Genomic DNA, 23,973 nt, shown 5'->3' on the forward strand with positions numbered 1-23,973 from the left:
AGTGGCATCCAGCACGGGGAACACGTAGCGGCCGGGCTCCAGGGGCGTCTCGCCCTCGGCGGACGGCAGCGTCAAGTAGGTGGTCGGGCTCGGCTCTGCCGGTGGGGTCTCGTTCGGGAGGAGCTGTCCGACGACGACGGCGACGACGGCGAGGGCGGCGACGCTCCCGGCGGCCGCGGTGGCGGCCCGGGCGCTCCGACGACGGCGGACCCTTCCGACGATCTCGTCCGTGCGCTCGACGAGCGGGTTCGGAGGGACGACGTCCCGCTCCCGGCGTAGCAGCTCCTCGAGGGTCATGTCACTCCTCCTCTCCGACGGGTGTGAGGCTCATCGCGAGCTTCGTGTTCGCGTCGTGCAGGTGACGCTTGACCGCACCGGGCGAGACGCCGAGGTCCTCGGCGATCTGCGGCACGGTGAGGTCCGCGTAGAAGCGCAGGACCACGCAGGCGCGCTGGCGAGGCGGCAGCGCGGCGAGCGCGGAGTCGAGGTCCAGGTGCTCGGGGCTCGCCTGGTCGGGCCCGGCCGCTGAGTCCTGAGCACCCAGGAGGTGCTTCACTGCGCCCCAGCGCCGCCGTCTGCGGTACCCGTCGAGGTAGAGGTTGAGGACCGTCCTCCGGACGTATGCCTCGACGTGCTCCAGCGCCACGAAGTCACCGGGACCGCTCCCCTGCGGGCGACGCACCGTCGTGAAGACCCTGACGAGCGCGTCCTGGACGAGGTCCTCGGCCTCGCGCCGGTCCCCGCACAGCAGCGTCGCGTACCGCACGAGCGCGCCGCCCCGGTTGCGTACCAGGTCCGTGAGGACCGGCTCCCAACGGTTCATCCTCCGGCCCCCTTTCGGTGGAGAGGCCGTCACAGAAGTAGACGAACCGTCGCGGGGAAACGTTGAGCGGCCGCCAAAAACTGGTGTTCCTGGTCTACTCCTGTCGGGCGCCGACCGGGACGCCCGCGGGGGTGCGGGCCTTGCAGCGCACCAGGTCGGCGGGGGATCGGCCTGTGGGATCAGCTCGTGTCCTGCAGCGGCGAGCCGTCAGCGTCCGCGCAACGCTCGACAAGTGCCTCCATCTGCTCGCGGGTGCCCTCGTTTTCGCCTTCGCCGAAGTGGACCGCCAGCCGCGTGGCCCCGGCCTCGCGGTAGCCACGACTTCGTCCGCGAAGCGCTCGACCGGCACGGTCCGGTCCGGTCCCAGCCGATGCGCAACGCGGCCGTGTCGAGGCGGGTGGACTGGACGGCAAGGTCATCCTCCTCTTCTAGCCGGGGCGGCTGGGCCGAGCCGCGAGAGACTGTGCCTCCGTCAGAACGCGAGGTCGCTCACGAGGACCGGCCGACCGGGCAGCGGCGGGTGATCCGCCGCGCGCAAGCCCGCGAGCACCAGTGCGTGCGCGCGGACGTAGGCGTTCTGCGCCTCGTCGCTCGCCGCCGGGAGCGCGCGGCTGACCGCGGACATCAGCAGGAGCACGTCGCCCGCAGTCACGTCCGGTCGGAGCGTGCCTTCGCGATGGGCGGCGTCGACCAGCTTCTCGATCTGCTCGATGAGCCCGTCCCGGACCTGCGCCACGTGGGGATCGGACGGGAGGATGTCCCCGGCCGCGGTGGGTAGGTCGATGAGCCGCAGGATGACGCGCAGGCTGGGCGACCAGCCGAGCGCCCGAACGAGGTTGTCCCACGCGGAACCGGTCGCGTCGTCCGCTCGGCTGACGTCGACGAGCACGGCGTCGAGCGCGTCGCTCACGACGGCGTGCACGAGAGCGTCGCGGTCGGGGAAGCGGCGATAGAGCGTGCCGATGCCGACGCCGGCGGCCCGAGCGACAGCGTCGAGCGGCACGTCCGGTCCGATGTCGATGAAGAGCTGTGTCGCCGCGGCGACGACCCGGTCGCGGTTGCGGCGGGCGTCAGCGCGCAGGCCGCCCTCCGCCCGCGCGCCTGGGTCGGGGGGGCCTGTGGCATCCCGCCGCTGCGTTGTCACCCGGTCAGTCTGCACGGTCGGGCAGGGGGACGGACTATCGTGTTAAGCGGAGGACGCACCTCCACTTAAGGCAAGGGAGGCCGCAATGACGCGGTCGTGGCAGTACGGCTCCTGGTCGAGCCGTCCCCGGACCCCGCGCCGATCGAGCGGGCACCGTGCATCGCACACCGCGACAACCACCCGAGAGCCGCGCGAGCGCGCGGGAAGGAAGGTCCTCATGGCACGCTCCGACAAGTCCCTGACCGCGAAGTCGTCCGTCGGCGACTGGCTCAAGGACCCGGTCGGCGGGCCCCTGCTGCGGGAGATGCTCGCGGAGGGCGGTCGGGACGAGAAGGTTCTCCGCCCGGTCCGGATGTTCTCGCTGCAACGGCTCGTGGCGATGAGCCAGGGCATGCTCACGCAGGAGACCGTGGACGACCTGGTGGCGAGAGCCGCCGCAGGCGCGGTGCCGACCGGTGCCGTCGCGGACACCTCCGCCGACACCGCCCTCGTGGACGAGGACGACGACGACGACTTCGTCCCCGAGCCGTGGCAGGAGCGCATCGTCCCCGACAGGTTCGCCGGCAAGACGGTGGTCGTCACCGGCGCCGGCTCCGGCATCGGCCGCGCGACGGCGTCGCGGATCGCGCGCGAGGGCGGCCGCGTCATCGCGGTCGACATCGCCGAGGCCCGCCTGGCGGAGTTCGCGGCCGCGCACAGGGACGATGCCGTCGTCACGGTGACGGGCGACATCACGAACGAGCAGGACGTCGCTCGGATCGTCGCCGCGGCAGAGGGCCGGATCGACGGGCTCGCCAACGTCGCCGGCGTCACAGACGACATGACGCCGCTGCACGAGGTCACCGACGCGGTCTGGGAGCGTGTGTTCGCGGTCAACGTCGACGGCATGTTCCGGCTCACGCGCGCGGTGCTTCCGCTCATGCTGGAGGTGCGTCGCGGATCGATCGTCAACGTGGCATCGGAGGCGGGCCTGCGCGGCTCCGCCGCCGGCCTGGCCTACACGGCCTCCAAGCACGCGGTCGTCGGCATGACCCGCAGCTCCGCGTTCATGTACGGGCGCCTTGGCATCCGGGTCAACGCCGTCGCACCCGGACCGGTCGCGACGAACATCGAGGGAAACTTCGCGTCGAGCCTCGGCCAGAAGCGGATCAGCGCGGCGATGAGCGTCATGCCGGACATCGCTGAGGCCGCGCAGCTGGCCGCGTCGATCGCCTTCCTCCTGAGCGACGACGGCACCAACGTCTCCGGCGCGATCCTGCCCTCGGACGGTGGCTGGTCGGTGGCCTGACGGGCATCACTCCCGCGGGCGAGCTGTCAGCGTCCGCGCAACGCCTCGACAAGTGCCTCCATCTGCTTGCGGGTGCCCTCCTGCTCGCCGAAAGTGGACCGCCAGCTGCGTGGCAACGGCCTCGCGGTACGCCGTGACCTGGTCCGCGAAGCTCTCTACCGGCACTGTCCGGTCCCAGCCGATGCGCAACGCGGCCGCGACGTCGCGGCCGCCCGCGAGCTCGGTCAGCCGCCGCGCGCGCTCGGCGAACGCATCGACGCTCGCGGGTATGCCTCGTCGGTGATCGCACTCCGGTGGGCGTAGTCGGCGCCGACGGCGTCGAACTCCTGCGCGTTCCATCCCACGCCGACGCCCAGGATCATCCGCCCCTTCGAGAGCTGATGCAGCGTCGCCACCTGCTTGGCGATCACGAACCGATCGCGCAACGGCGCCACCAGCACCGACGTGCCCAGCCGCAGCCGCTCCGTGACCGCAGCGAGATAGCCGAGCGTCACCAACGGCTCGTACACCCCGCCGAACGTCGGACCGTACTCGCCGGGCGGCAGCACGTGCTCGGGCAAAACACGCGGTCGCACGACCCAGCTCCTCGGCCGCGCACGCCAGGTCGGCGATCGTGTCCACGGGCATCGACGGCGACTCGGCAGGAAGCACCACCTCGAGCTCCATGACAGTACGGAACCTCGAGCGCAGGTGGCCCATTCCAGGGCCGCTGAGTACACGGTTCCGTGTACTGTCCCTCGCATGGAGACGGCCACGCTGACGCACACGTCCGCACTCACCCGGCTGGGTCACGCCCTGTCGGACGAGACGCGCACGCGGATCCTTCTGGCACTGCGAGAAGCGCCGGCCTACCCGTCCGACCTGGCGGACGCGCTGGGCGTCTCCCGGCAGGTGATGTCGAACCAGCTCGCCTGCCTGCGCGGCTGTGGCTTGGTCGAGTCGATCCCGGACGGGCGCCGGACCTGGTACCGGTTGGCCGATCCGCACCTCGCGTCTGCGCTGGGGGACCTGCTGCAGCTGGTGCTGGCGGTGGACCCGACCTGCTGCGGACCGGAGTGCACCTGCGGATGAGCAGCATCTCGATCGGCCCACGCCCCCTGCTCCCGGACCGTCGCGCACTGCTCGAGCGACGGATCCGGTGGATCGTGGCGGCGACGATCACCTACAACGTGATCGAGGCCGTCGTGGCGCTGGTGGCCGGCCGGCTCGCGTCCTCGTCGGCGCTGATCGGCTTCGGGCTCGACTCCGTGGTGGAGGTCCTGTCCGCGGCGGCGGTCGCCTGGCAGTTCTCCGCACCCGACCCGCCCACCCGTGAACGCACGGCGATGCGGACGATCGCGCTGTCGTTCTTCGGCCTGGCCGCGTTCGTCACCGTCGACGCGGTTCGCACCTTGCTCGACGCGGTCGAGCCGGACCACTCCACGGCAGGGATCATCCTGGCCGCGGTCAGCCTGGCCGTCATGCCGGTCGTGTCCTGGGCCGAGCGCCGCACCGGCCGCGAGCTCGGATCAGCCTCCGCCGTCGCCGACTCCAAGCAGACCCTGATCTGCACCTACCTGTCCGCGGTCCTGCTCGTCGGACTGGTGCTGAACAGCACCCTGGGCTGGTGGTGGGCGGACCCGATCGCCGCCATGGTGATCGCCGCGTTCGCCGTCCGGGAAGGCATCGAGGCGTGGAAGGGCGACGCCTGCTGCACCCCGGTCTCTGCGCTGGTTGCCGGCGACACGGCTCGCTGCGAGGACGGCTGCTGCGACGACTGACCCCACGGACGAGATGCGCCGATGGTCACGATCGGCCCTTCTAGTCCGTGCCGCGCAAGTCCTCGGCGAGCATCACCAGGATGCCGCTGGGACCGCGGACATACGTGAGCTTGTAGACGTCCTCATACGTCGCCACGCCGCGGAGCGGACGGTATCCGTGCCTCGCGGCGATCTCCAGGGCCTCGTCGATGTCGTCGACCGAGAAGGCGACACGGTGCATGCCGATCTCGTTGGGGCGGGTGGGCTCCGATTCGATCGCCTCAGGGTGGATGTACTCGAAGAGCTCGAGGCGACCGTGACCGTCGGGCGTCTGGAGCATCGCGATCTTGGCATGGTTGCCATCAAGGCCGACGGCGGTGTCGGTCCACTCCCCGCTGACCGTGTCACGGCCGACGACCGTGAGTCCGAGGTCGGTGAAGAAGGAGATCGTTGCTTCGAGGTCGCGAACGGCGATGCCGACGTTCTCGAGCTTGATGGACATGCGATCGATGCTAACGAGCGGGCCGGCCAGCCGGTCGCGAGTCCCGATCTGCGCCGGGATGAGCAGGAGCGACAGCGCCCGCCGACGAGGTCGATCGCGCAGCCGCTCAGCCCATCGCTGTCGACCAAAGGTCTGTCAGACGGTCATGTCCCGCCGACACAGGGCGGCCGCCGCCATCGCGACGAGGGCACCCGCGACGCCGACGATCAGAGCCAGATTGGCGGCGGCGAAAGGACGCGCAAGGGGTGCTCAGGAGCCCCGCAGGAGGTGGGCGACGGCGAGCATCCCGACGAGCGCGTCATGGTCCCGCTGCTGTGCCGGCACCGTCGTCTCCGCACCGACGTGCTCGAGTGCTGCTGCCACAAATCCTGACGAGCCGTCGGCTGGGGCGTTCGCCTCGTACGCCCACAGGGCGGGAGCGGCGGACGCACCGAGAAGGACTGTCGCCGCGGTGGCGAGCGCGGGCGCCGTCAGGCTCCCGCCGGAGGTCCTCATGCTCTGGGCGAGCTCGTCACCGACCTGCTCCGGAGGGAACGACAACGAGTACCACGCGCCCATCACGCGCTCACGCCAGGTGTCTCGGAGCAGCCGCACGACCTGTTCCAGCGTCACGCCGGCCGCAGCGGCCTTGACCGCAGCCAGCGTCGCAGCGTCCGCGGACGGGGCGTTGAGCCCCATCATCGTCAGATAGAACGGCTGAACCTTGGTCGCCATGAGGTCGTCCACGCCGTGATCCTAGGTGCGCGCCCGCACACGCGGCCGATGAACAAGCCCTCGTCAGGAGCCACGGGCGACGAGCTGCCACATCCGGGCCGTGCGGACGAAGGGCTCGCGGTCGCAGAGCGTGAGCTCCAGAGCCTCCAGGTCGTCGTAGAACGCGGGCTCGTGCTTCCGGTCGTCGTCGGCGATGAAGTCGGTGACGCATCGGATGCCGTAGCGGGTGACCGCGGGGAGGCCGGCAGCGCGCAGCGCGTCGATCGCCTCGTCCGCACCGACCCGGCGCACGGACTGGCCGAACGTCTTCGTCCGGATCGTCGGCGCGTCGACCAGCTCTGCGGCTTCGACCAGGTCCGTGCGTCGGACGGCCGCGGCGAGCACCTCGGCCGGGGGGTTGGGCGCCATGAGCGAGATCGCGCCATCACCGGCGACTGCACCGGCCAGCACCTCGACGACTGACGCGGTGTCGGGCCGGTACTGGATGACGTTGTGGCACAGCACCAGGTCGAACTGTCCGAGCCCGAGACTGGGGAGGTCCTCGAGGTCGGCGCGGACCGTGCCCACGTTCACGCGGGAGCGTGCCAGCTCGAGCAGCTCCTCGGACTGGTCGAGGACGGTGACATCGTGGCCGGCGTCGGCCAGCGGCGCCGCGTCGCCCCCGTCGCCACCACCGATGTCGAGGACCCGGAGCGGCGCCTCGCCGAGCGACGCGCACGTGCGGCCCAGCGTCTCCGCCACCACGCGGTAGCGGATACGTCCCCAGGGCGACTCCTGCCACGTACGCCAGTCCTCGAGATGGCTGCTGAAGTCGGTCACCACGCGACCCTACGGGTGTGACTACGCCGGCGGCGTGCTCGAGAGAAGGTCGGCCAGGCTGAGCGGCGGGGTACCGGTGAGCCGGTGGACGGTGTCGGTGACCAGGGCGAGCTCGCCGGCGGCGATCGCGGTGTAGGTGGAGACCCAGGCCTCCAGCTGCCAGTCCGGGGCTCCGTACTTCTGGCGGGACGCGTACGCCTGCTCGAGGGTCTCCGCCTCGTACCGGGTGGGTCGACCGGTGACCTCGGTGAGGATGCGAGCGGCCTCGGCGAGGGTGAGGGCTTGCGGCCCGGTCAGGTCGTAGGTGCGCCCGGCGTGCGCGCCCGGGTCGGCCAGGACGACCGCGGCCGTGCGCGCGACGTCGGCACGAGCGACCGCACCGACCCGCCCGTCGCCTGCGGGGCCGCGGATCGCGCCGTCCTCGCCGGCGAGCAGGGGCAGGAAGTCGAGGTACAACGAGTCGCGCAGGAACGTGAACGCCATCCCCGAGGCACGCAGGTGCTCCTCGGTGGCCCAGTGGTCGCGCGCGAGGGTGAACGTGGCGTCCGGGGCGGCGCCGAGGAACGAGGTGTAGACCACGTGCCGCACACCGGCGTCGGCGGCGGCGTCGACGAAGGTGCGGTGCTGGTCGAGGCGGTCGGCGCTCTCGGAGGCGGACACCATGAACAGCACGTCGACGCCGTGCAGGGCGGCGGTTGCCGCGTCGCGGTCGCCGTAGGTGGCCTGCGCGACGTCGCCGACAGCGGCGGGGGCGCGTGACGGGTCACGCACGACCAGGCGCAACGGGGTACCGGTGCCGGCCAGGTGATCGGCCACGGCCCGGCCGATGTTCCCGGTGGCACCGGTGAGCGCGATGAGCGGGGTCGAGGTCATGGTGTCGGTTCCTCTCGTGCAGGACAGGGGACGGGCTCACGGGACGACCACGGCCTTGCCGCCGATGACGCCGGCCTCCATGTCCCGGTGCGCCTGGGCGATGTCGTGCCGGTAAGACCTGTCCTACAGGACGCGTGGACTCGTTGAGCTCTGACGTGCCAGTCCGACCCATGCGGTTGCGCCGGCCGTCGATCGTCTGCACTGGTTCTGACGACCGGCTGGTACGCTTTGCTAACACTGTTCGCAAAGGAGCCCTCATGCACGTCCTGGTACTCGCCCCCGGCACCCGTGGGGATGTCGCCCCCGCGGCCGGCCTCGCGGCATCCTTCGTCGCGGACGGCCACGACGTCACGATCGTCGCGAACGCCGAGTACGGACACCTCGTCGACGACGCCGGCGGCACGCACGTCGCGATCGAGTCGACGCTCACCCCTGAGCCCTCCGCGCAGGACCGCGACGACGCCGGCAAGGCGTCCAAGCCGGGGGTGCGGGCCTACCTGCAGACACTTCGTACCTACATGGACGCTGCGGCGTCGGCGGCGCTCGAGGCGGCGCCGGGGTCCGACGTGATCCTCACGAACGCCATCTCCCCCTACGGTCACGACATCGCCGAGCACCTGGGCGTCCCGTCGGCCGAGGCTCTTCTGCAGCCTGCGCGCCCCAGCCGCGACTACCCGCCGATGATCGCCAGCGCACGCGACCTGGGCGCGTTCGGCAACCGGCTCGCCGGCCACCTCGCCCAGCTGGTGACCACCCCCTACGACCCGGCGTGCGCGCGGGTCCGGGCCGAGCTGGGCCTGCGCCCCGAGAGTCGCCGGTCCGCCCAGCGCCGCCGCCGCGAGCAGGGGATGCGCGTGCACCACGGGATCAGTCCGGCCGTCCTCCCGCGGCCGAGCGACTGGCCCGCCGAGCTCACCCTCGACGGGTTCTGGTGGCCGCCCGCCCCCTCCCGCTGGAGCCCGCCCGAGCAGCTCGAGACCTTCCTGTCGACCGGTCCGGCACCCGTCGTGATCTCGCTGGGCAGCCTGCCGTCGGGCGTGGCCGTCGCCGACGCGATCGTCGACGCGCTCGCATCGGGGACCCATCGGGTCGTGCTCCAAGGTGAGGACCTCCGTGACGCCGCCGAGCGCCTCGGCGCCGACCGAGCACTCCACGTCGGCGATGTGCCCCACGAGTGGCTGCTCCCGCACGCCGCCGCGGTGGTCCATCAGGCCGGTGCCGGGGTCAGCGCCGCGGCACTGCGAGCGGGTGTGCCGTCCGTCCCGCTCCCGATCCACACCGACCAGCCGTTCTGGGCACGGCGCCTGGGCCAGCTGCACGCGGCCACCGGCCCGCTGCCCGTCAAGCAGGTCACCGGCGAGAAGCTCGCCGCGATGATCGAGCACGCCACGTCCTCGACCACCTTGCGGCGGGGCGCCCAGGCGGTCCGCGACGCCATCGCCGGCGAGGACGGGACCGCGCCGCTGCGCACCTGGCTCCGGCAGCTCGCCTGACCGGCGCGCCGCCGAGATGGGGGAGGATCGTCCGATGGCTCACGAGGTGGTCTGGCTCCGGGGGGTGAGCTCCGGAGTCGGGCGTCCCCCGCGGCACACCCGCGAGACCGTGACCCTCGCGGCGATCCACGCCGCCGACCGCGATGGGCTCCCTGCGTTGACCATGCGCAGCGTCGCAGCCCAGCTCGGCACCGGCGGCGGGTCGCTCTATCGGCACGTCGCCAGCCGTGAGGAGCTCATCGACCTCATGGTCGACCACGTCGCGGGCGAGTATCTCCTGCACGAACCGAGCGGCCGCTGGCTGGACGACCTTGTCGCGCTCGCCGTGCAAGGCCTGCAGATCCACCTGCGACACCCGTGGCTCACCGAGGTCGTCGGCGCTCCGATCGTCGGTCCCAACGGGCTGAGGGTCAGCGAGCACGTCATGACCCTGCTGGACGAGCATCCCGCGAACGACGGCCAGAAGCTCGTCGCCTACGCCGTCATGAACGCCCTGATCACCTCGTTCGCTCGCGCCATCCGCAGCGCACCGGACCCCGCGCGGACCGAGGCCCAGGCGGCCTACCTCGCCCATGTCCTCGCCCGCGGCGAACACCCCCACCTCGCCGCGCTCGACCCCAGCACCGCACGACAGCCCGACGACGTGTTCCCCGAGGCCATCCGCCGGGTCCTGCGCGGTCTCCTCGACGACGACCGCGGAGACCGGTGACGACCGGGGCCTACGGAGCGCCACCGGTATGGTCGTCCTGACCCCGCGGGCCGGTGAGCCGCCGCTCGAAGAAGACCAGCTCGTCCGACCGGCGCCACTCGGTCATCCCCGCGCGGCGCATGACGCCGATCGAGGCGTGATTCTGGGGAGTCGTGTCCGCTCGCACCACGGTCGCGCCATGCTCGGCGGCGATCCGCAGGACGCGGCGAACGGCAGCGGTGGCCCGTCCGCGCCGGCGCATCGACGGGACGATCCCGTAGCCGATCTCCACGACGCCGTCCGCGTCGGGCGCACCGAAGAAGCCGATGCCGCCGATCGCGACCCCGCTGACGGCATCACGGATCACGTACAGACCGAACACCGCGCTCTCGGGGTTCCCGTCCTCCTGAGAGAGGAACGAGCGGACGGCGTCGTACTCGTCGGCGAGCGGGTAGTCCGGCGCCCACGTGTCCCCTTCCAACGGGACGCCCGCGAGGACGCTCTTCGCCATCGCACGACTCATCGCACTGAGGACGATCCCGTCCGACGTGTCCGGCTCCGTCACTGCTTTCCCATCGTGGTCACCATGCCCGGAACGCTGGCCCGAGCCCGTCGTCGCGCAGTCGCGGGAGCGCCCTCGTGACCTCCGCCTGCACCGCGATGAGGACGTCGTCGCTCCAGCCGGACTCGATGAGCTCACGCCCGCTGGTGCTCGCCATGATCGCGCCCGCCGGGTCCGGCGTCCCGTCCCAGAGGGTGGCTGCGGCCTGTGCCTCGGGCGAGAGAGTCGCGCGGAGGCCGGGTTCGGATCGGAGGAGCGCGGAGGTGATGGCGCCGGCCCCGAGGTGGTCTTCCACGCACGGGCGCAGGCTCGTGTCCGGCCACCGCTCGCCCGCCGGCACGAGGACGACGTCGTGGCGCTCGGACCGGGCCATATGGTCGAGGGCGTAGGCGGCTACGGCGCTGGCATTGCGCAGGCAACCGGCGACGACGGGTGCACCTGCGCTGAGCAACGTGTGCGCGATCGTGGCGCCGTTCGGCGAGGGAAGGACGAGTCGGTCCACCGCCGCGTGCGTGAGAGACGCGGGTGACAGGCTGATCCGTCCATCGCCTCGAGGGCGCGCGAGCGTGGCCCCGACGAGTCGTGCCAGCCTCTGCGCACCGGCGCGGTCCCGGTGGGGGTACGGATGGACGACGGTGCCCTGCTCGCACGCCACGGTCACGGTGGTGGAGAAGGACAGGACGTCCACCACGATCACCAGGGTTGCCGTCGCGCCCTCGCCGACGAGGGCCTGTGCACCCGTCGGCCCCCACTCGAGCCGTACGCGGTATGGCCATTGGTCGGGAAGTCCCCGGGCGTCCGTCACGACAGGAGTGTGTCATCGGACGTGAGCGCTCCGGAGGCTCAGTCCTCGGCACCCTCGGGAGCCGAGGAGTCGTTCCTGCGGGATCGCTCGACGATGGCCACGGTCAGGAACACCAGGCCAAGCCCCGCGAAGACGAGGGCCACAGGCACAGGGCCGACGGAGTCGAGGAAGCGGGAGATCGCGCCGTACCTGCGGCGGCTGTCGGGTTCAGCGATCTGCCCCCAGAGGGGCGTGACGTGACGGTTGGGCTGCGAGTCCGTGGTCACCGCAGGACGCCCGCTCCACGGCGTCGCGGGAAGCGTCCGGGGGAGGCCGCGGAACCGGGCCGATGACGCTGCCAGGTCACGAGCACAAGCCCGACCAGCGCTCGAGCAGCATCCGCGATGCCCGCACGTGGTCCACGGGTCTCACCTCGCGTGACCCAGTCGAACGGTCTCGGTCATGAGCGGGGACCTGGAGGAGTCCTCGTCTGTCATCCCACCCCAGACCGCATCGACACCGGCTGATCACTTCACCATTGCTTTGATCGCGACTACCATAAAAGGTGCATTTCCGGCGCTCGTCGGAACAGTCGATCCCCCGACGGCGTCCGCTGGCTCGGAGGGAGCCCCGCCATGGCACTGTTCCCCGCTGCAAACCTGAAGCTCATCGACCACAAGTTCCTGAACGTGGCCCCGATCGCCGTCTACAACCGGGTCAACTTGCACACGCAAGGTGGACTCGGGTCGCTGTTCGGCTTCCGCAGTCAGCCGAATAGGCCGAGCGCACACTTCTGGGTCTCTCAGGCTGGGGTCGTGGAGCAGTACGTCGACACGGATATCCGCGCGGAAGCCGACCTGGAGGGCAACGACGCCACGGTCTCGGTCGAGACCGAGGGCGGCGAGAGCTCGGCGATTGCCCAGATCCAGGAATGGACGGCCCCCCAGCTCCAGTCCCTCACCGCCCTGGTCGCCTGGATCATGTCGACGCACAACATCGAGTTGCGGTTGGCAACGGACTCGAAGCCCGGTCCGAGCTCGCGCGGGCTGTCGTGGCACCGGCTGGGAATCGACGGCAACTTCCCCGAGCTGCCTGACATGCTCGCCGGACGCAAGCAACGTGGTGGTGGGATGCACTACTCGACGGCGACCGGAAAGGTGTGCCCAGGGAACGCGAAGATCCACCAGATCCCGGGCATCCTTGCCGCGATAACGGGCACCAGCCCTGCCGTGGTCAGCCCCGCCCCGGTCGCGCCGACGGCGGCTGTCCCGCTTGAGGTGGACGGGTTCTGGGGGTCGGCGACCACCACTCGCGCGCAGGAGGTCCTGGGCCAGCCGGCCGACGGGCAGGTGCGGTTCCAGTTCAGGAACAACAAGCAGCCCGCCATGACGACTGGCTGGGTGTTCGACTTCGCTCCCGGCCGAGGGTCCCCGCTCATCACCCGAATGCAGGAGATCATGGCTGCGGCGGGGCAGTACCAGGGGACAGTCGACGGCGTCGCCGGCTCGGAGTCCACCAAAGGCCTGCAGCGCAGGTTCGGAATCGCGGTCGACGGCATCCTGCCGGCGAAGTCCCCGACGGTGATGGCGCTTCAGCGAGCCTTGAACGCCGGGACTTTCTAGTTGCCGACGCGCGCGTGACCTCGCGCAGGGCATGGTCCGGTGCGCTGTTGGCGAGCCGAGATCCGTCCCCACGATGACGGATCGCTGATCGTCGCGCGCTCGTGGCCACACCGTGGTCGTGCCGTGCGGACGGATCAGGAGCACGCCATCGTCTACGGATGAGCACTCCGGCACTCGCACCCGTCGTCCGCCGTGTCGTCCGGTCCGACCAGCCGCGATGGGCCGAGCTCTTCGCCGACTACCGCGACTTCTACGGCCTCGGAACCGACAGCGCGGCGGTCGCGCGGACGTGGGAGTGGGTCGTCGGAGAGCAGCACGGGCTGATCGGACTTGTCGCCGTGTCGGCCGAGAGCACGAGCGAGCTTCTCGGCCTGGCCAACCTGCGGGCGTTCGCGCGTCCGTCCACCGGGACGATCGGCCTGTACCTCGACGACCTGTTCGCCGACCCGTCGGCCCGTCGCCGGGGCGTCGGCGCAGCCCTCCTCGACGCCGCGGCGGACCTGGCCGCGCAGCGGGGGGCGACCGTCGTCCGGTGGATCACCGACGGCGGAAACGTGACGGCCCGCGCGCTCTATGACCAGCACGCGGCGGCAACCCCATGGATCACCTACGACATGCCACCCGCCGGTCGATAGCCTCGGACGGTGGTCAGCGCCGAGGAGATCGTCCGCACCCACCCCTACGACCCCGACTGCGCCGAGTGGCTGGTGCCGCCGCAGTCGGTCGACATCACCGTCGCCGAGTACGACCCCATCTGGCCGGCCGCGTACGCCGTGCTGGCCGACCGCGTGCGAGGGGCGCTCGGAGACGGGGTGCTCGCGCTTGAGCACGTCGGGTCCACGTCGGTCCCGGGCCTCGCGGCCAAGCCGATCATCGACCTCGACCTGACCGTCGCCGACTCCACCGACGAGTCGGGCTACCGGCCGCAGCTCGAGGCTTCGGGCTTCGCGCTGGTCCTGCGCGAGCGGGCCTGGCACGAGCACCGCATGCTCACCCACGACGCCCCGCACGCGAACCTGCACGTCTGGAGCCCGGACTGCCCCGAGGCGGTTCGGCACGTCCTGTTGCGCGACTGGTTGCGCGAGCACCCGCAGGACCGCGACGCCTACGCGGCGGCCAAGCGCGCGGCCGCGGACCGGCTGCGCACGGGCGGAGGAGGCCTGGTGGTGGACTACAACGAGCTCAAGGCGCCGGTGATCCGCGAGATCCTGGACCGCGTCTTCCACGCGCACGACCTGCTGTGACATCCGGCGGCCGCCTGCCGTCTACGATCCGCGGATGATCCGGCTCCGGGACGTCACCTTCCTCGTTCACGACCACGACGAGGCGCTGACGTTCTTCGTCGATGCCCTCGGCTTCGCCGTCCGGCAGGACGAGACGTTCGACGGCGGGTGGCGTCGGGTCGTCGTCGGACCTCCCGACGGCGGCACAGGGTTCGTCCTCGCGCTGAGCGGTGCCGACAGCGCCGTCGGGCGCCAGGCAGGTGCTGACGTGGCGTTCTTCCTGGAGACCGACGACTTCGCGGCGCAGCACGAGCGGATGGTCCGGCACGGGGTGCGGTTCCGGGAGGAGCCGCGGCACGAGCCGTACGGGACGGTCGCGGTGTTCGAGGACCTGTACGGCGGCGCGTGGGACCTCATCGAGCCCCCGGCGCACTGACCCAAGCGGCTCCGGGGCGAAGCCTCCTCTTGATCACCGCCACAGGCCCCGCTCGACGAGCACGTCCCGCAGCAGGTCCGCGCGGTCGCTGATGATCCCGTCGACCCCCAGGTCGAGCAGCGTGCGCATCGCGTCCGCGTCGTTCACGGTCCACACGTGCACGAGCCGGCCGGCCCGGTGCGCGGTCCGCACGTGCCGCTCGGTGAGGACCTGCCGCCCGCGGAACAGCCACGGCACCTGGAACGCGTCGACCCGGCGCGCCGCCCACGCCGGCACCCGGCCGGTCCGGCCGGACACGAAGAACGCCGCACCCTCGGCGGTGGCGGCCGACGTCGCGACCGGCCGTGAGAGCCGTGCGACCGTCGCATCCCGGCGGGCGGCCGAGAACGACCCGACGCACACCCGGTCGTGGGACGCCGTTCGTTCGATCGCGTCGGCGACCGGCCCGATGCCCGAGCGCTCCTTGACGTCGACGTTGACCCGGAGCTCGGGCCACGTGCCGAGGACGTCCTCGAGCAGAGGCACGGGCTCGACCCCACCGATCCGAGCTCGGCCGACCACCGACCAGGCCAGCTCGGAGACGCGACCCGAGCCGTCCGTGGTGCGGTCCAGCGTCGCGTCGTGCAGCGCGACCGCGACACCGTCGGCCGTCCCGTGCGCGTCGGTCTCGACCCACCGGTACCCGAGGTCGACGGCCGCCTGGAACGCCGCCAGCGAGTTCTCCAGCCCGCTCGGTGAGAAACCGCGGTGTGCGAGCGCGGCGACGCTGCCTGCCTCGCCGAAGTACGGGTGCGTCATGGGCCGCGACCTCCACGACCAGTCCAGCACAGGCTGCGACAGGACGGGCAGGTGCGTCACTCCCCGCGCCGCCGCCGGTCGCTGAGCAGGAGGAGCGCCGGCACGAGAACGAGGGCGCCGGCGGCGAGCGTCAACGCGGACCACCCCGCGAGCGCGAGGACCACCGTCGAGGTGAGGGTGCCGGCCGCAGCCGAGATCCACACGACGGCCTCGACGGAGCCCTCCACGTCGGCGCGCTGCTCCGCGGGCAGCCCGACGGCGAGCGACGCGCTGCCGCCGACGAAGCACAGGTTCCACCCGTATCCGAGCGCGAACAGGCCCACCGCCTGGGGGACGAGGGCGCCGGATGCGGCCACGATCGTCGAGACGACGAGCGTGCCGAGGCCGAACGCCATCACCGGCCCCGGGCCCAGGCCGTCGACGAGGCGTCCCGTGACCGGTGACAGCACGAACATGCCCAGCGTGTGGGCTCCGAGGACGAGGCCGACGACATCCAGCCCGTGATGGTGCAGGTGGAGCTGGACCGGCACCGACGTCATCACGGCGGCCATCACGACCTGACCGGTGACCATGACCGCGAGACCGTCGCGTCCGGCCGGGGACCGCAGGATCGTCCGCACGGGCACCCCGGAGGTGCTCGCGGGTCGTCGGGCCGTGCGCAGCCTGCTCACCGCGAGCGCGGCGAGCAGGCCCGCCGGCACGCTGAGCAGGAACGCGCCGGAGAGCGCGGGCCGTCCGAGGGCTTCCGCGAGGCGCGCGGTGGGGAGCAGGAGCAGCGGGCCGCCGACGGCGCCGACGGTGCCCGCCCAGACGATCAGGCCGATGGCGAACCCGCGTCGCCGCGGGGGCACCATCTCGGCGGCCACGTACCGGGACAGCTGCGCGGCCGCGTTGCCGAGGCCGATCAGGAGCATGCCGACGACGAGCAGCCCGACGTTGCCGAGCGGCACGGCCATCGCACCGGCCGCGGCACCGAGCGCGCTCGCGAGATACCCGAGCCGCAGGGCCGTCGGGGTGCCGGTGCGGTGGGTCAGAGAGGTGACCAGGAGGGCACCGAGCCCGGTTCCGACGACCGCCGCCGTGCCGGGCACCCCGCCCCACGCCGGCCCCAGGGCGTCGACCGCGACCAGTGCGGCCACGGTGCTGGTCGTCGCGATCACCGCGCTGTTCAGGGCGGCGCCGACGAACAGCGCCGACGTCGCCGGGGTCACTGCGGTGGGCAGGCGTGCCGTGGTCAGTGCCATGCGACCGACGCTACGAAGGCGAGGCGCTGCGGTGAACGGCCGATCGCAGGCGTTCGTCAGCCTTCGCTTCTCGATCACGAGGTGTTCCGGCGCTACGGTTTATAGATGAGCAAACCGCTCGACGGCACCGACTGGCGCATCCTTTCGGAGCTCCAGGAGGACGGCCGCCTGTCGTTCAACCAGCTCGGCCGCAAGGTCAACCTGTCCGCGCCCGCGGTCGCCGACCGGGTGCGGCGGCTGGAGGAGGCGGGCGTGATCGCCGGCTACCAGGCCCGGATCGACCCCGCTCGCGCGGGTCTCCCGCTGACCGCGTTCATCAAGCTGCGGTGCTCACCTGGGCGCTGCCTGCTCAAGACCACGGCGTCCGACGAGTACCCCGAGGTCGTCGAGATCCACAAGCTCAGCGGCAGCTCGTGCACCCTCCTGCGGGTCCGCGCCGCGTCGATGCCGCACCTGGAGGAGATCTTCGAGCGGATCGGGACGCACGGGGAGATCGACACCCAGATCGTGCTGTCCACCCAGTACGAGGGCCGCGCGGTCGCCGAGCCGCCCGCGCACACCCGGTCCGCACGACCGTCGCCGGGATGGAGCCGCGAGGCTCGGCCGGACGACGCCTGAGCCGTCACTGCGCGGGGACGCACCCGCCGTCGGCGATCATCCCGTCGGTCTCCACCTCGGCGTGCTCGGCGTCCAGCGTCCCGACGAGGCACAGACCGCCGACGGAGATGATCACGCCGATCGACGACGGTGCCGCCGGGTCGCCGGCAGGCTCCACCCAGGGCAGGTCGGGGTCGAACCCGGCGTCCGCGAGCGCATCGTGGACCGCATCCACCGACAGCGGGCTGCCGACCAGCGCGGCGAGGGCGTCCTGCGCGGCCACCCGCTGCGGCTCGACCTCGGCCCGGCTGTCCTCGCCCGGCTCGAACCGCTGCCGGTACGCGTCGTTCTGCGCCATCGCCGCCTCGCCGTCGTACGGGACGCAGTCGGCCGGCATCTCCTGGCCCTCGACGATCGGGCAGGCCGCGGTCGGCGTCACGGATGCGGTCGGGTCCGCGGCGGTCGCGCGCTGCCGGGTCGCACAGCCCGAAGCGAGGAGCGCCAGGGCGAGCAGCGGGACGAGGGCGGTGCGCGTGCGGGTGAGCATGCCCGCCAGGCTCGCACCGGTCGTCGCCGCACGTCTCCCGGTCGTCTCGATCGTCACCGGACCGAGACCTCGCTGTGTCGGACTCCCGAGCCGGAGGGGGCTTTGATCTCCGTGTCGTTACGCTCGGCGTCGTGGAGCCACTGACGATTCACCGGTACGGCAGCCCGCACGCCGAGCCGATGGTGCTGGTGCACGGCGTGACCGACGCCGGAACGACCTGGCCGGACCTGGTGGACCACTGGGGTGACCGGTGGGACGTCCACGCTCCGGACCTGCGAGGTCACGGACTCTCGCCGCGGTTCACCGAGGACGAGATCGTCCAGGCGCATTCGGTCCTGCTCGCCGACGTCGTCGCCCTCGTCGACGGCCTGGCGCGACCGGTCGCGCTCGTCGGGCACTCGCTCGGTGGTGTGCTGGCACTGCGCACCGCGCTCGCACGCCCCGACAAGATCTGGGCGCTGGTGCTCGAGGACCCCGCCAAGCCCACTGGGGGCCCTCCCGACCCGGCGTTCGTCGCGATGAACGATTCGTTCCTGGAGACCATGAGCGACGTCGCCCACCATCCCGCGCAGGTCGAACGGATGCTGGCCGAGACGACGTGGAGCCGCACCGAGGTGGAGGCGTGGGCCGCCTGCAAACCCGCGGTGGACCGCGAGTACATCCGCCGAGGGCTGTCGCTGGGTGATGCTCGGTGGGAGGAGCTGTTCAACAGCCTCACGGTGCCGACCCTTCTCCTCGTGCCGCCGACGTCGGACATGGCCCCCCGCCAGGAGGCCCTGCACAACGACCTCGTGCGGACGGTCGTCGTCCCGGACTCAGGTCACTGCGTCCGGCGCGACCAACCGAGCAGCTACGTGCGGGCGGTCGACGCCTTCCTGGCCGAGGCGCATCGGACGCGTCGGGTGTCGTAGCGTCCCGGCGCCGGCGCGAGCACGGCGTGGACGCATCCGGCTAGTCGTCGATCTCCTCGATGCCGAGCCGCGCGAGCTCGTCGAGGTGCTCCCGCATCGCCCGGAGCTGCTCGGGCGGGTGCCCGACCCAGTACTCCAGCTCCCCGACCACCCGCACCGGCTCGCGCGTGCGGTAGGACCTGGTGGGGTTGCCGGGGAACCGCTTGTCGGTGACGTTGGGATCGTCTTCGAGGGCGCCCGTGGGCTCCACGACGTAGATGCGACCGCGACCCTCACCGTGAGCCAGCTCCGCGCCCCAGGTCGCCGCGTCGAGCGTCGCGGTCAGGTAGACGTGACCGGCTGTCCTGCCGCCGCCGAAGTTGGAGCGCCGACCAGGCTCGAGGACGTCCCCGACCCGCAGGTCCGCCTTGGTGCCGTGGAACAGGGCTCCCGACTCGTGGACCTCGAAGGGCTTCGGACCTGTCGTCATGAGCGGCTCGTCACGCGTCGTCGACGGACTCCGGGTCCTCTTCCGGCTCGAACGTGGACGGCTCACCCGCCCCGACGCCGACGCCACCCGAGGCCGCGAGCTGCTCGGGATCGGTCTCCTCCTCGTCCGGTCGGGTCCGGTCGGTGTCGGTCATGGCGTCCCCTCCTCGTCGTCGAGTTCTTCAGCGTGCGCCGGTGCCCGCCGCCCGGCAATCCGAACCCGCCCGCAGCACGTCCCCGCGCGCGTGGTGTGTCGTCACAGCCGACCCGTCTGGCGAAACCGCGTGCACCGGGACACCCGTCAACCGAGCTCCCGAGGAGCACGACGCCCTCCGGTGGTTCGGTGTCGACGATCTTCCGACGGCCGAGCTCGCGCACCCGGCCCTGGATGGTCTGCTGCGCGGCGTCCTGGAACAGCCGCGTGGCCGTCGCAGTCACCTCCTCACCGGCGACGTCGGGCCACCGGGGGTCAGAACCCCGCAAGGCGGCGGCGACTCGTGAGGCGTACCGTCGAGCGTCGCGTCGGATGAGGAGCTCACCGTGAAGCGCTCGTGGATGACTGGTCTGGTCGCCGCCCTGATGGTCCTGGGCGGGTCATCCGCGGTGGCGTCGCCGCCGGGAGACGCGCCACAGCAGGGCCATCCGGTGCACGTCGTCATCGGCGACTCCCTGCCGGCCGGCCAGCAGTCCGTCCCGCCCGCGGTGGACTTCCCGACCACGGCAGCGCTCTGGAAGGCCAACGGCTTCGTCGCGCAGTACCACCAGGTGCTCCGTGACGAGCTGGTCTGCTCGCCCGGACAGCCGGATCACCCGGGGAGCAGCTGTCACGCCCTCGAGCTGGTGAACCTCTCCCGGACCGGCATCCCGGGGGTCGCCGCCGGAGTCACGACCGCGACCGTCCTGCAGCCCGGCGACCAGCTCGACCAGGCCGTGGCGCTCATCGAGGAGCGCAACGACAACCCGTCGCCACGGGACGACGTCGAGGTCGTCACCGTCTCGGTCGGGGGCAACGACGTGTACGGGCCGGCGGTGCGGGCGTGCCTGCCGCCGACCGGCTCCTGCATCCCCGCGCTCCAGGTGACCTTCGCCGGCTTCGAGACCAGGTACGACGAGATCCTCGCGACGCTGCGGGAGGCGGCCGGTCCGGACACGGTGATCCTCGCGATGACCTACTACAACCCGCTGCCGTACTGCGCTCTCGGTGCGGCGAACCCGGTCGCCGCTCGCGTCCTCGGCGACTTCATCCTCGAGGGCGGCGACATCGGCCTCGGTGCCATGCCGCTCGGCTTCAACGACCGGCTGCGCCAGGTGGCGGACCGGTACGACGCCATCGTGGTGGACACCTTCGGTGCGCTCGGCGCCGGGGACTTCGTCGGCGGCACGGACTGCGTGCACCCGGACGGCGACGGCCACCGCGCGCTCGCGGACGTGTTCGCGGCGACCTTCCCGGGCTGAGGAGGTCCGGCTCAGCGGTCGTGGGCTTCGGCGGGCTCCAGGTCGACCGTGCCGTCACCGATGACGATCTCCTGCTCCGGGCACACCGGCCCGGGCACGACGACGGAACGGCCGGACGGGAACTCGACCGTCACATCACCCGGGGTGCAGCCGTACTCGAGGAAGACCACCCCGCCCCAGGCCGACACGGTCTCCTCGTCGTCCCCGGTCCGGACCGTCACGTCGGTGGGACTGTCGTTCACGATCGACAGGTCCCCGTCGTCGCTGCACCCCGGCAGGGTCGCGGTGAGAACTCCAGCGACGACCACCCCGACCACATGCCATGTTCGACCGCGCACAGCATCCTCCACCCGCTCGGAAGGCTCACCTGCGGCGACGGTAGCCGTCGTGCTCGCGCGCGTCGCGAGATTCGTCGACCGCCACCGGATGCGCACACGATCTCCCGAGCCCGGCCGCGCGGTCGATCCGCGGCTCGAGAGGCGAAGTCCCGCAACCAGCAGAGTTCACTCAAGTGAACCTCGCCGACAAGTGGAGGGCGTTTATCGGGGCAGGAGGCAGGACAGCTAGACGCTCGTCAGCGTCAGGACCTCGGCTCCGTCGTCGGTGATCGCGATCGTGTGCTCGCTGTGCGCGGTCCGGCAGCCCGTCGCGCTGCGGAGCGTCCACCCGTCGGCGTCGGTGACCAGCTCGGCGGTGTCGGCCATGACCCACGGCTCCAGAGCGAGCAGCAACCCGGGGCGCAGCGTGTACCCGCGGCCGGGCCGCCCGGTGTTGGTCACGTGGGGGTCCTGGTGCATCGTCGACCCGATCCCATGCCCGCCGAACTGCGTGTTGATCGGGTACCCCGCCTCGCCGAGCACGGAGCCGATGGCGTGGGAGAGGTCGCCGATGCGGGCCCCGGGTCCGGCGACGGCGATCGCGGCGCTCAGGGCGCGCTCGGTCGCGTCGATCAGCGCGACGCTCTCCGGCGGGCGTGAGGAGCCCACGAGGAAGCTGACGGCGGAGTCGGCGGCGATCCCGCCGGTGATGACGGCGAGGTCCAGGGTCAGCAGGTCGCCGTCGGCGAGCGTGTAGTCGTGAGGGCGTCCGTGCAGCACGGCGTCGTTGACGGACGTGCAGACGTAGTGCCCGAACGGCCCGCGTCCGAACGACGGCTCGTAGTCGACGTAGCAGGACACCGCCCCGGCCTCGAGGATCATCGCCTTGGCCCACCGGTCGACGTCCAGGAGGTTGGTGCCGACCGTGGCGCGGCTCGTGAGCGTCTGGAGGATGTGAGCGACCAAGGCGCCGGTCTCGCGTGCTCGGGCCAGCTCAGCGGGGCTCAGGATCTCGATCATCAGCCGACCTTCTCACCTGAGGTGCGGCCTGACGGTGTCGAACAGCCGTCCGTGCGTCGGCTACCTGGCAGGATCGCAGCCGGCAAGTGGTGAGAGCAGGGCGAGCGGAGGCAGCGGTGACGACGTCCGACCCGGAGCTGGTCGTCGCGGATCTGCTGCGCAGGTGACGCTCGGGAGCGAGTACCGCCGGATCTGGTTCGGCAACGCGTCCTCGAACCTCGCCGACGGGATCACGTTCGTCGCACTCCCGCTCCTGGCGGCGACGCTGACCCAGAGTCCGCTCGCGATCGCGGGCCTGGCCATCGCGTACTCCGCTCCGCGCGTGCTGTCGGTGCTCGGGATCGGCGTGCTGATCGATCGTGTGGACAGGCGCCGGTTGCTCATCCTCGCGAACGTCTCCCGCGCGGCCCTGTTCGCCGCCCTCGCCGCGCTCGTCCTGACGGGTACCACCCCGCTCGCCGTCCTGTACGTCGTGTACGCCGTCATGGGAGTCCTCGAGACGCTCTCCGACGGTGCCGCGTTCGCCGTCCTCCCGCAGGCGGTCGAGGCACGGGGTCTCGACCGGGCGAACTCGCAGGTCGCCGCCACGCAGACGGTCGTCGACGAGTTCGTGGGCCCCCCGCTCGGTGGTGTCCTGTTCGTGGGCGCCGCGTTCGCACCATCCGCGCTCACGGCGGTGGCCTACCTCGTGGCAGGCTTCGCCTTCTGGCGACTGCGGGGCACGTACGTCGTTCCTGGCGGCGACGGCGCAGAGTCGCCGGTCGGCGTGCTCGCGGCTATCCGTTCCGGGGCCGTGTGGACGTGGCACCACCGGGTCGTGCGGCTGCTCGTCGTCGTGGGCGCCCTCGCGAGCGTCGCCTACATGATCCCGTTCTCCTACCTCGTCCTCTACGCCCGCGACGAGCTCGGCCTCGGCCCGACGGGCTACGGTCTGCTGCTCTCCTTCACGGCGCTCGGAGGACTGCTCGGTGCCGCCGTCGCCTCCCGGCTGCGCCGCCGGATCGGCTACGGCTGGACCATCGTGTCGGCACTCGGCGTCGGCGCGCTGGCGTTCGGCGTGGTGTCGCTGACGACGAACCTCGCCGTCGTGGCGGTCGCGCTCGCCCTCTACATCGCGCACGCGGTGGTGTGGAACGTCATGGCCGCGTCCGTGCGTCAGCAGGCGACGCCGGCGTCGATGATGGGGCGCGTCGGGTCGGTGAGCCGGTTGCTGGGCCTGGTCGGTCTGACGGTCGGTGCCATCGTCGGCGGGTTGCTCGCGTCGGCCTTCGGCTACCTCGTCCCCTTCGCCGTGGCCGGCGGGCTGTTCGCGGTTACGGCGGCGATGTGCGTGGCGCAGCTGGGTCTCTTCACGGCGTGGGAGCGCGCAGAGGGGACGGCGTGAGGTCACGCCCTACTGGTCGTTGTCCGGCATCCCTGGTCCGTAGGACCGCTCGTCGCTCCAGCGTGGCATGTCGTTCCCCCAGTAGCCGTCGCTGTCGTGGAACGCGACGACGGCCAGGAAGGCCCAGGCGATCGAGATGAGGATCGACAGCACGATCAGCGCGGCGCCGACGATGACGCTGATGATGCCCCACCGGCGCGCGTTCGAGGCCTCCCGGTCGGCCGTCATGACGTCGGCGGCGCCGATGGCGCGTGCCGCTCGGTGCGAGGCGAGGAGCGCGGGGATCCCGGTCGGCCAGAACAGGATCATCGCGGCGATGACCCAGCCGACGGGGGCCGTGGGAGTGGGGACAAGGGGCGGCGGCGGAGGCTGGTTCGTGAGTGGCGGGGGCGGGGGCGTCGGGTCAGGAGCGGCGCTGGGGATGGGCTCGGTTGCCATAATTCCTCCGGACATGTCGGCTGGTCAGGCCCACGGTAGGTCGCTTGCCTGGGAACGGCCTTTGAGTACGTCCCGTCGTCAGTC

31 protein-coding genes and 1 pseudogene are annotated in these 23,973 nt (G+C 71.8%); 13 read left to right on the top strand and 19 right to left on the bottom strand.

Going from position 1 to position 23,973, the window contains the following annotated elements; translation table 11 throughout:
* From ASG23_RS11155 to ASG23_RS11165, 3 genes and pseudogenes are all read right to left on the bottom strand, one after another.
* Positions 1-297, bottom strand: a pseudogene (locus tag ASG23_RS11155) (hypothetical protein); the annotation flags it as partial.
* A 1-nt stretch (position 298) separates the two neighbouring features.
* Positions 299-823: an RNA polymerase sigma factor gene (locus ASG23_RS11160; RefSeq protein WP_056024660.1), complete on the bottom strand. Its 525-nt coding sequence runs from the start codon at positions 821-823 to the stop codon at positions 299-301.
* A 472-nt stretch (positions 824-1,295) separates the two neighbouring features.
* Positions 1,296-1,967, bottom strand: coding sequence for a TetR/AcrR family transcriptional regulator (locus ASG23_RS11165; protein ID WP_056026173.1), 672 nt, complete (start codon positions 1,965-1,967; stop codon positions 1,296-1,298).
* A 217-nt stretch (positions 1,968-2,184) separates the two neighbouring features.
* Here ASG23_RS11165 and ASG23_RS11170 point away from each other — a divergent pair, with 217 nt between their 5' ends.
* Positions 2,185-3,255 carry an SDR family NAD(P)-dependent oxidoreductase gene (locus ASG23_RS11170; RefSeq protein ID WP_056024663.1) on the top strand — a complete coding sequence of 357 codons (1,071 nt, stop codon included), beginning with the start codon at positions 2,185-2,187 and terminating at the stop codon, positions 3,253-3,255.
* A gap of 224 nt (positions 3,256-3,479) precedes the next feature.
* Here the strand turns inward: ASG23_RS11170 and ASG23_RS11175 are convergent, their stop codons facing one another.
* Positions 3,480-3,830: an LLM class flavin-dependent oxidoreductase gene (locus ASG23_RS11175; protein WP_200941579.1), complete on the bottom strand. Its 351-nt coding sequence runs from the start codon at positions 3,828-3,830 to the stop codon at positions 3,480-3,482.
* A gap of 166 nt (positions 3,831-3,996) precedes the next feature.
* On the opposite strand from ASG23_RS11175, the gene ASG23_RS11180 reads away from it, so the two are divergent.
* On the top strand, positions 3,997-4,326 hold the full coding sequence (locus ASG23_RS11180; RefSeq protein WP_056024669.1) for an ArsR/SmtB family transcription factor: 330 nt from the start codon (positions 3,997-3,999) through the stop codon (positions 4,324-4,326).
* Positions 4,323-5,015 carry a cation diffusion facilitator family transporter gene (locus tag ASG23_RS11185; RefSeq protein WP_056026175.1) on the top strand — a complete coding sequence of 231 codons (693 nt, stop codon included), beginning with the start codon at positions 4,323-4,325 and terminating at the stop codon, positions 5,013-5,015. The genes ASG23_RS11180 and ASG23_RS11185 overlap by 4 nt, the downstream gene beginning before the upstream one ends.
* A gap of 40 nt (positions 5,016-5,055) precedes the next feature.
* On the opposite strand, the gene ASG23_RS11190 is transcribed toward ASG23_RS11185, so the two are convergent.
* The 4 genes from ASG23_RS11190 to ASG23_RS11205 all read right to left on the bottom strand — a co-directional run bounded on the left by ASG23_RS11190 (position 5,056) and on the right by ASG23_RS11205 (position 7,902).
* Positions 5,056-5,496 carry a VOC family protein gene (locus tag ASG23_RS11190; RefSeq protein WP_056024672.1) on the bottom strand — a complete coding sequence of 147 codons (441 nt, stop codon included), beginning with the start codon at positions 5,494-5,496 and terminating at the stop codon, positions 5,056-5,058.
* Positions 5,497-5,745: 249 nt separating this feature from the next.
* Positions 5,746-6,222 (bottom strand): hypothetical protein, encoded by a 477-nt coding sequence (locus ASG23_RS11195; protein WP_056024675.1) that lies wholly within the window; start codon positions 6,220-6,222, stop codon positions 5,746-5,748.
* Positions 6,223-6,273: 51 nt separating this feature from the next.
* A complete protein-coding gene (locus tag ASG23_RS11200; protein ID WP_162242686.1) occupies positions 6,274-7,029 on the bottom strand; it encodes a methyltransferase domain-containing protein in 756 nt (251 codons plus the stop codon).
* A 21-nt stretch (positions 7,030-7,050) separates the two neighbouring features.
* A complete protein-coding gene (locus ASG23_RS11205) occupies positions 7,051-7,902 on the bottom strand; it encodes an SDR family oxidoreductase (RefSeq protein WP_056024679.1) in 852 nt (283 codons plus the stop codon).
* A gap of 257 nt (positions 7,903-8,159) precedes the next feature.
* On the opposite strand from ASG23_RS11205, the gene ASG23_RS11210 reads away from it, so the two are divergent.
* Positions 8,160-9,395, top strand: coding sequence for a glycosyltransferase (locus tag ASG23_RS11210; protein WP_056024682.1), 1,236 nt, complete (start codon positions 8,160-8,162; stop codon positions 9,393-9,395).
* Between the two features lie 34 nt (positions 9,396-9,429).
* Entirely contained in the window at positions 9,430-10,104 is a 675-nt protein-coding gene (locus tag ASG23_RS11215) for a TetR/AcrR family transcriptional regulator (protein WP_056024686.1), read from the top strand.
* Positions 10,105-10,114: 10 nt separating this feature from the next.
* On the opposite strand, the gene ASG23_RS11220 is transcribed toward ASG23_RS11215, so the two are convergent.
* The 3 genes from ASG23_RS11220 to ASG23_RS11230 all read right to left on the bottom strand — a co-directional run bounded on the left by ASG23_RS11220 (position 10,115) and on the right by ASG23_RS11230 (position 11,716).
* Positions 10,115-10,594 carry a GNAT family N-acetyltransferase gene (locus ASG23_RS11220; RefSeq protein WP_162242687.1) on the bottom strand — a complete coding sequence of 160 codons (480 nt, stop codon included), beginning with the start codon at positions 10,592-10,594 and terminating at the stop codon, positions 10,115-10,117.
* Between the two features lie 70 nt (positions 10,595-10,664).
* On the bottom strand, positions 10,665-11,450 hold the full coding sequence (locus ASG23_RS11225; protein ID WP_082516128.1) for a 2-phosphosulfolactate phosphatase: 786 nt from the start codon (positions 11,448-11,450) through the stop codon (positions 10,665-10,667).
* 38 nt (positions 11,451-11,488) lie between these two features.
* On the bottom strand, positions 11,489-11,716 hold the full coding sequence (locus ASG23_RS11230; protein WP_056024693.1) for a hypothetical protein: 228 nt from the start codon (positions 11,714-11,716) through the stop codon (positions 11,489-11,491).
* 348 nt (positions 11,717-12,064) lie between these two features.
* Between ASG23_RS11230 and ASG23_RS11235 the strand changes: the two genes are divergently transcribed.
* From ASG23_RS11235 to ASG23_RS11250, 4 genes are all read left to right on the top strand, one after another.
* Complete coding sequence (locus ASG23_RS11235) at positions 12,065-13,051, top strand: N-acetylmuramoyl-L-alanine amidase (RefSeq protein WP_056024695.1); 987 nt, start codon at positions 12,065-12,067, stop codon at positions 13,049-13,051.
* Between the two features lie 158 nt (positions 13,052-13,209).
* Positions 13,210-13,686 (top strand): GNAT family N-acetyltransferase, encoded by a 477-nt coding sequence (locus ASG23_RS11240; RefSeq protein WP_056024698.1) that lies wholly within the window; start codon positions 13,210-13,212, stop codon positions 13,684-13,686.
* Between the two features lie 9 nt (positions 13,687-13,695).
* On the top strand, positions 13,696-14,295 hold the full coding sequence (locus ASG23_RS11245) for a GrpB family protein (RefSeq protein WP_056024701.1): 600 nt from the start codon (positions 13,696-13,698) through the stop codon (positions 14,293-14,295).
* A gap of 34 nt (positions 14,296-14,329) precedes the next feature.
* Positions 14,330-14,710, top strand: coding sequence for a VOC family protein (locus tag ASG23_RS11250; protein ID WP_056024704.1), 381 nt, complete (start codon positions 14,330-14,332; stop codon positions 14,708-14,710).
* Between the two features lie 33 nt (positions 14,711-14,743).
* Here the strand turns inward: ASG23_RS11250 and ASG23_RS11255 are convergent, their stop codons facing one another.
* Positions 14,744-15,508 carry a glycerophosphodiester phosphodiesterase gene (locus ASG23_RS11255; protein WP_056026177.1) on the bottom strand — a complete coding sequence of 255 codons (765 nt, stop codon included), beginning with the start codon at positions 15,506-15,508 and terminating at the stop codon, positions 14,744-14,746.
* 56 nt (positions 15,509-15,564) lie between these two features.
* Positions 15,565-16,752: an MFS transporter gene (locus tag ASG23_RS11260; RefSeq protein WP_056024707.1), complete on the bottom strand. Its 1,188-nt coding sequence runs from the start codon at positions 16,750-16,752 to the stop codon at positions 15,565-15,567.
* Between the two features lie 105 nt (positions 16,753-16,857).
* On the opposite strand from ASG23_RS11260, the gene ASG23_RS11265 reads away from it, so the two are divergent.
* On the top strand, positions 16,858-17,370 hold the full coding sequence (locus tag ASG23_RS11265; RefSeq protein WP_056024710.1) for an Lrp/AsnC family transcriptional regulator: 513 nt from the start codon (positions 16,858-16,860) through the stop codon (positions 17,368-17,370).
* 4 nt (positions 17,371-17,374) lie between these two features.
* Here the strand turns inward: ASG23_RS11265 and ASG23_RS11270 are convergent, their stop codons facing one another.
* Positions 17,375-17,953, bottom strand: coding sequence for a hypothetical protein (locus ASG23_RS11270; protein ID WP_056024713.1), 579 nt, complete (start codon positions 17,951-17,953; stop codon positions 17,375-17,377).
* A gap of 74 nt (positions 17,954-18,027) precedes the next feature.
* On the opposite strand from ASG23_RS11270, the gene ASG23_RS11275 reads away from it, so the two are divergent.
* Positions 18,028-18,807, top strand: a complete 780-nt coding sequence (locus tag ASG23_RS11275) for an alpha/beta fold hydrolase (protein ID WP_157465623.1) — start codon at positions 18,028-18,030, stop codon at positions 18,805-18,807.
* 40 nt (positions 18,808-18,847) lie between these two features.
* On the opposite strand, the gene arr is transcribed toward ASG23_RS11275, so the two are convergent.
* Positions 18,848-19,276, bottom strand: coding sequence for an NAD(+)--rifampin ADP-ribosyltransferase (gene arr / locus ASG23_RS11280; protein ID WP_056024719.1), 429 nt, complete (start codon positions 19,274-19,276; stop codon positions 18,848-18,850).
* Between the two features lie 10 nt (positions 19,277-19,286).
* Positions 19,287-19,430 (bottom strand): hypothetical protein, encoded by a 144-nt coding sequence (locus ASG23_RS19900; protein ID WP_157465624.1) that lies wholly within the window; start codon positions 19,428-19,430, stop codon positions 19,287-19,289.
* A gap of 385 nt (positions 19,431-19,815) precedes the next feature.
* Here ASG23_RS19900 and ASG23_RS11285 point away from each other — a divergent pair, with 385 nt between their 5' ends.
* Positions 19,816-20,730: an SGNH/GDSL hydrolase family protein gene (locus ASG23_RS11285; RefSeq protein ID WP_056024722.1), complete on the top strand. Its 915-nt coding sequence runs from the start codon at positions 19,816-19,818 to the stop codon at positions 20,728-20,730.
* Positions 20,731-20,741: 11 nt separating this feature from the next.
* On the opposite strand, the gene ASG23_RS11290 is transcribed toward ASG23_RS11285, so the two are convergent.
* Positions 20,742-21,068 (bottom strand): hypothetical protein, encoded by a 327-nt coding sequence (locus ASG23_RS11290; protein WP_157465625.1) that lies wholly within the window; start codon positions 21,066-21,068, stop codon positions 20,742-20,744.
* A 225-nt stretch (positions 21,069-21,293) separates the two neighbouring features.
* Positions 21,294-22,067: a type I methionyl aminopeptidase gene (gene map, locus ASG23_RS11295; RefSeq protein WP_056024728.1), complete on the bottom strand. Its 774-nt coding sequence runs from the start codon at positions 22,065-22,067 to the stop codon at positions 21,294-21,296.
* A 163-nt stretch (positions 22,068-22,230) separates the two neighbouring features.
* Between map and ASG23_RS11300 the strand changes: the two genes are divergently transcribed.
* On the top strand, positions 22,231-23,451 hold the full coding sequence (locus ASG23_RS11300) for an MFS transporter (RefSeq protein ID WP_056024731.1): 1,221 nt from the start codon (positions 22,231-22,233) through the stop codon (positions 23,449-23,451).
* Between the two features lie 9 nt (positions 23,452-23,460).
* On the opposite strand, the gene ASG23_RS11305 is transcribed toward ASG23_RS11300, so the two are convergent.
* Entirely contained in the window at positions 23,461-23,889 is a 429-nt protein-coding gene (locus ASG23_RS11305; RefSeq protein ID WP_162242688.1) for a CD225/dispanin family protein, read from the bottom strand.
* Between the last annotated feature and the right edge of the window lie 84 nt (positions 23,890-23,973).

Source organism: Cellulomonas sp. Leaf395, assembly GCF_001424125.1.
GTDB lineage: Bacteria > Actinomycetota > Actinomycetes > Actinomycetales > Cellulomonadaceae > Cellulomonas.

Bases quoted from the DNA above. Each gene is read 5' to 3' on its own strand.
- ASG23_RS11220 (WP_162242687.1), bottom strand. From the start codon at position 10,594: ATGGCGAAGAGCGTCCTCGCGGGCGTCCCGTTGGAAGGGGACACGTGG.
- ASG23_RS11240 (WP_056024698.1), top strand. From the start codon at position 13,210: ATGAGCACTCCGGCACTCGCACCCGTCGTCCGCCGTGTCGTCCGGTCC.
- map (WP_056024728.1), bottom strand. From the start codon at position 22,067: ATGATCGAGATCCTGAGCCCCGCTGAGCTGGCCCGAGCACGCGAGACC.
- arr (WP_056024719.1), bottom strand. From the start codon at position 19,276: ATGACGACAGGTCCGAAGCCCTTCGAGGTCCACGAGTCGGGAGCCCTG.
- ASG23_RS11235 (WP_056024695.1), top strand. From the start codon at position 12,065: ATGGCACTGTTCCCCGCTGCAAACCTGAAGCTCATCGACCACAAGTTC.
- ASG23_RS11210 (WP_056024682.1), top strand. From the start codon at position 8,160: ATGCACGTCCTGGTACTCGCCCCCGGCACCCGTGGGGATGTCGCCCCC.
- ASG23_RS11250 (WP_056024704.1), top strand. From the start codon at position 14,330: ATGATCCGGCTCCGGGACGTCACCTTCCTCGTTCACGACCACGACGAG.
- ASG23_RS11215 (WP_056024686.1), top strand. From the start codon at position 9,430: ATGGCTCACGAGGTGGTCTGGCTCCGGGGGGTGAGCTCCGGAGTCGGG.
- ASG23_RS11160 (WP_056024660.1), bottom strand. From the start codon at position 823: ATGAACCGTTGGGAGCCGGTCCTCACGGACCTGGTACGCAACCGGGGC.
- ASG23_RS11265 (WP_056024710.1), top strand. From the start codon at position 16,858: ATGAGCAAACCGCTCGACGGCACCGACTGGCGCATCCTTTCGGAGCTC.
- ASG23_RS11170 (WP_056024663.1), top strand. From the start codon at position 2,185: ATGGCACGCTCCGACAAGTCCCTGACCGCGAAGTCGTCCGTCGGCGAC.
- ASG23_RS11185 (WP_056026175.1), top strand. From the start codon at position 4,323: ATGAGCAGCATCTCGATCGGCCCACGCCCCCTGCTCCCGGACCGTCGC.
- ASG23_RS11205 (WP_056024679.1), bottom strand. From the start codon at position 7,902: ATGACCTCGACCCCGCTCATCGCGCTCACCGGTGCCACCGGGAACATC.
- ASG23_RS11255 (WP_056026177.1), bottom strand. From the start codon at position 15,508: ATGACGCACCCGTACTTCGGCGAGGCAGGCAGCGTCGCCGCGCTCGCA.
- ASG23_RS11190 (WP_056024672.1), bottom strand. From the start codon at position 5,496: ATGTCCATCAAGCTCGAGAACGTCGGCATCGCCGTTCGCGACCTCGAA.
- ASG23_RS11180 (WP_056024669.1), top strand. From the start codon at position 3,997: ATGGAGACGGCCACGCTGACGCACACGTCCGCACTCACCCGGCTGGGT.
- ASG23_RS19900 (WP_157465624.1), bottom strand. From the start codon at position 19,430: ATGACCGACACCGACCGGACCCGACCGGACGAGGAGGAGACCGATCCC.
- ASG23_RS11260 (WP_056024707.1), bottom strand. From the start codon at position 16,752: ATGGCACTGACCACGGCACGCCTGCCCACCGCAGTGACCCCGGCGACG.
- ASG23_RS11305 (WP_162242688.1), bottom strand. From the start codon at position 23,889: ATGGCAACCGAGCCCATCCCCAGCGCCGCTCCTGACCCGACGCCCCCG.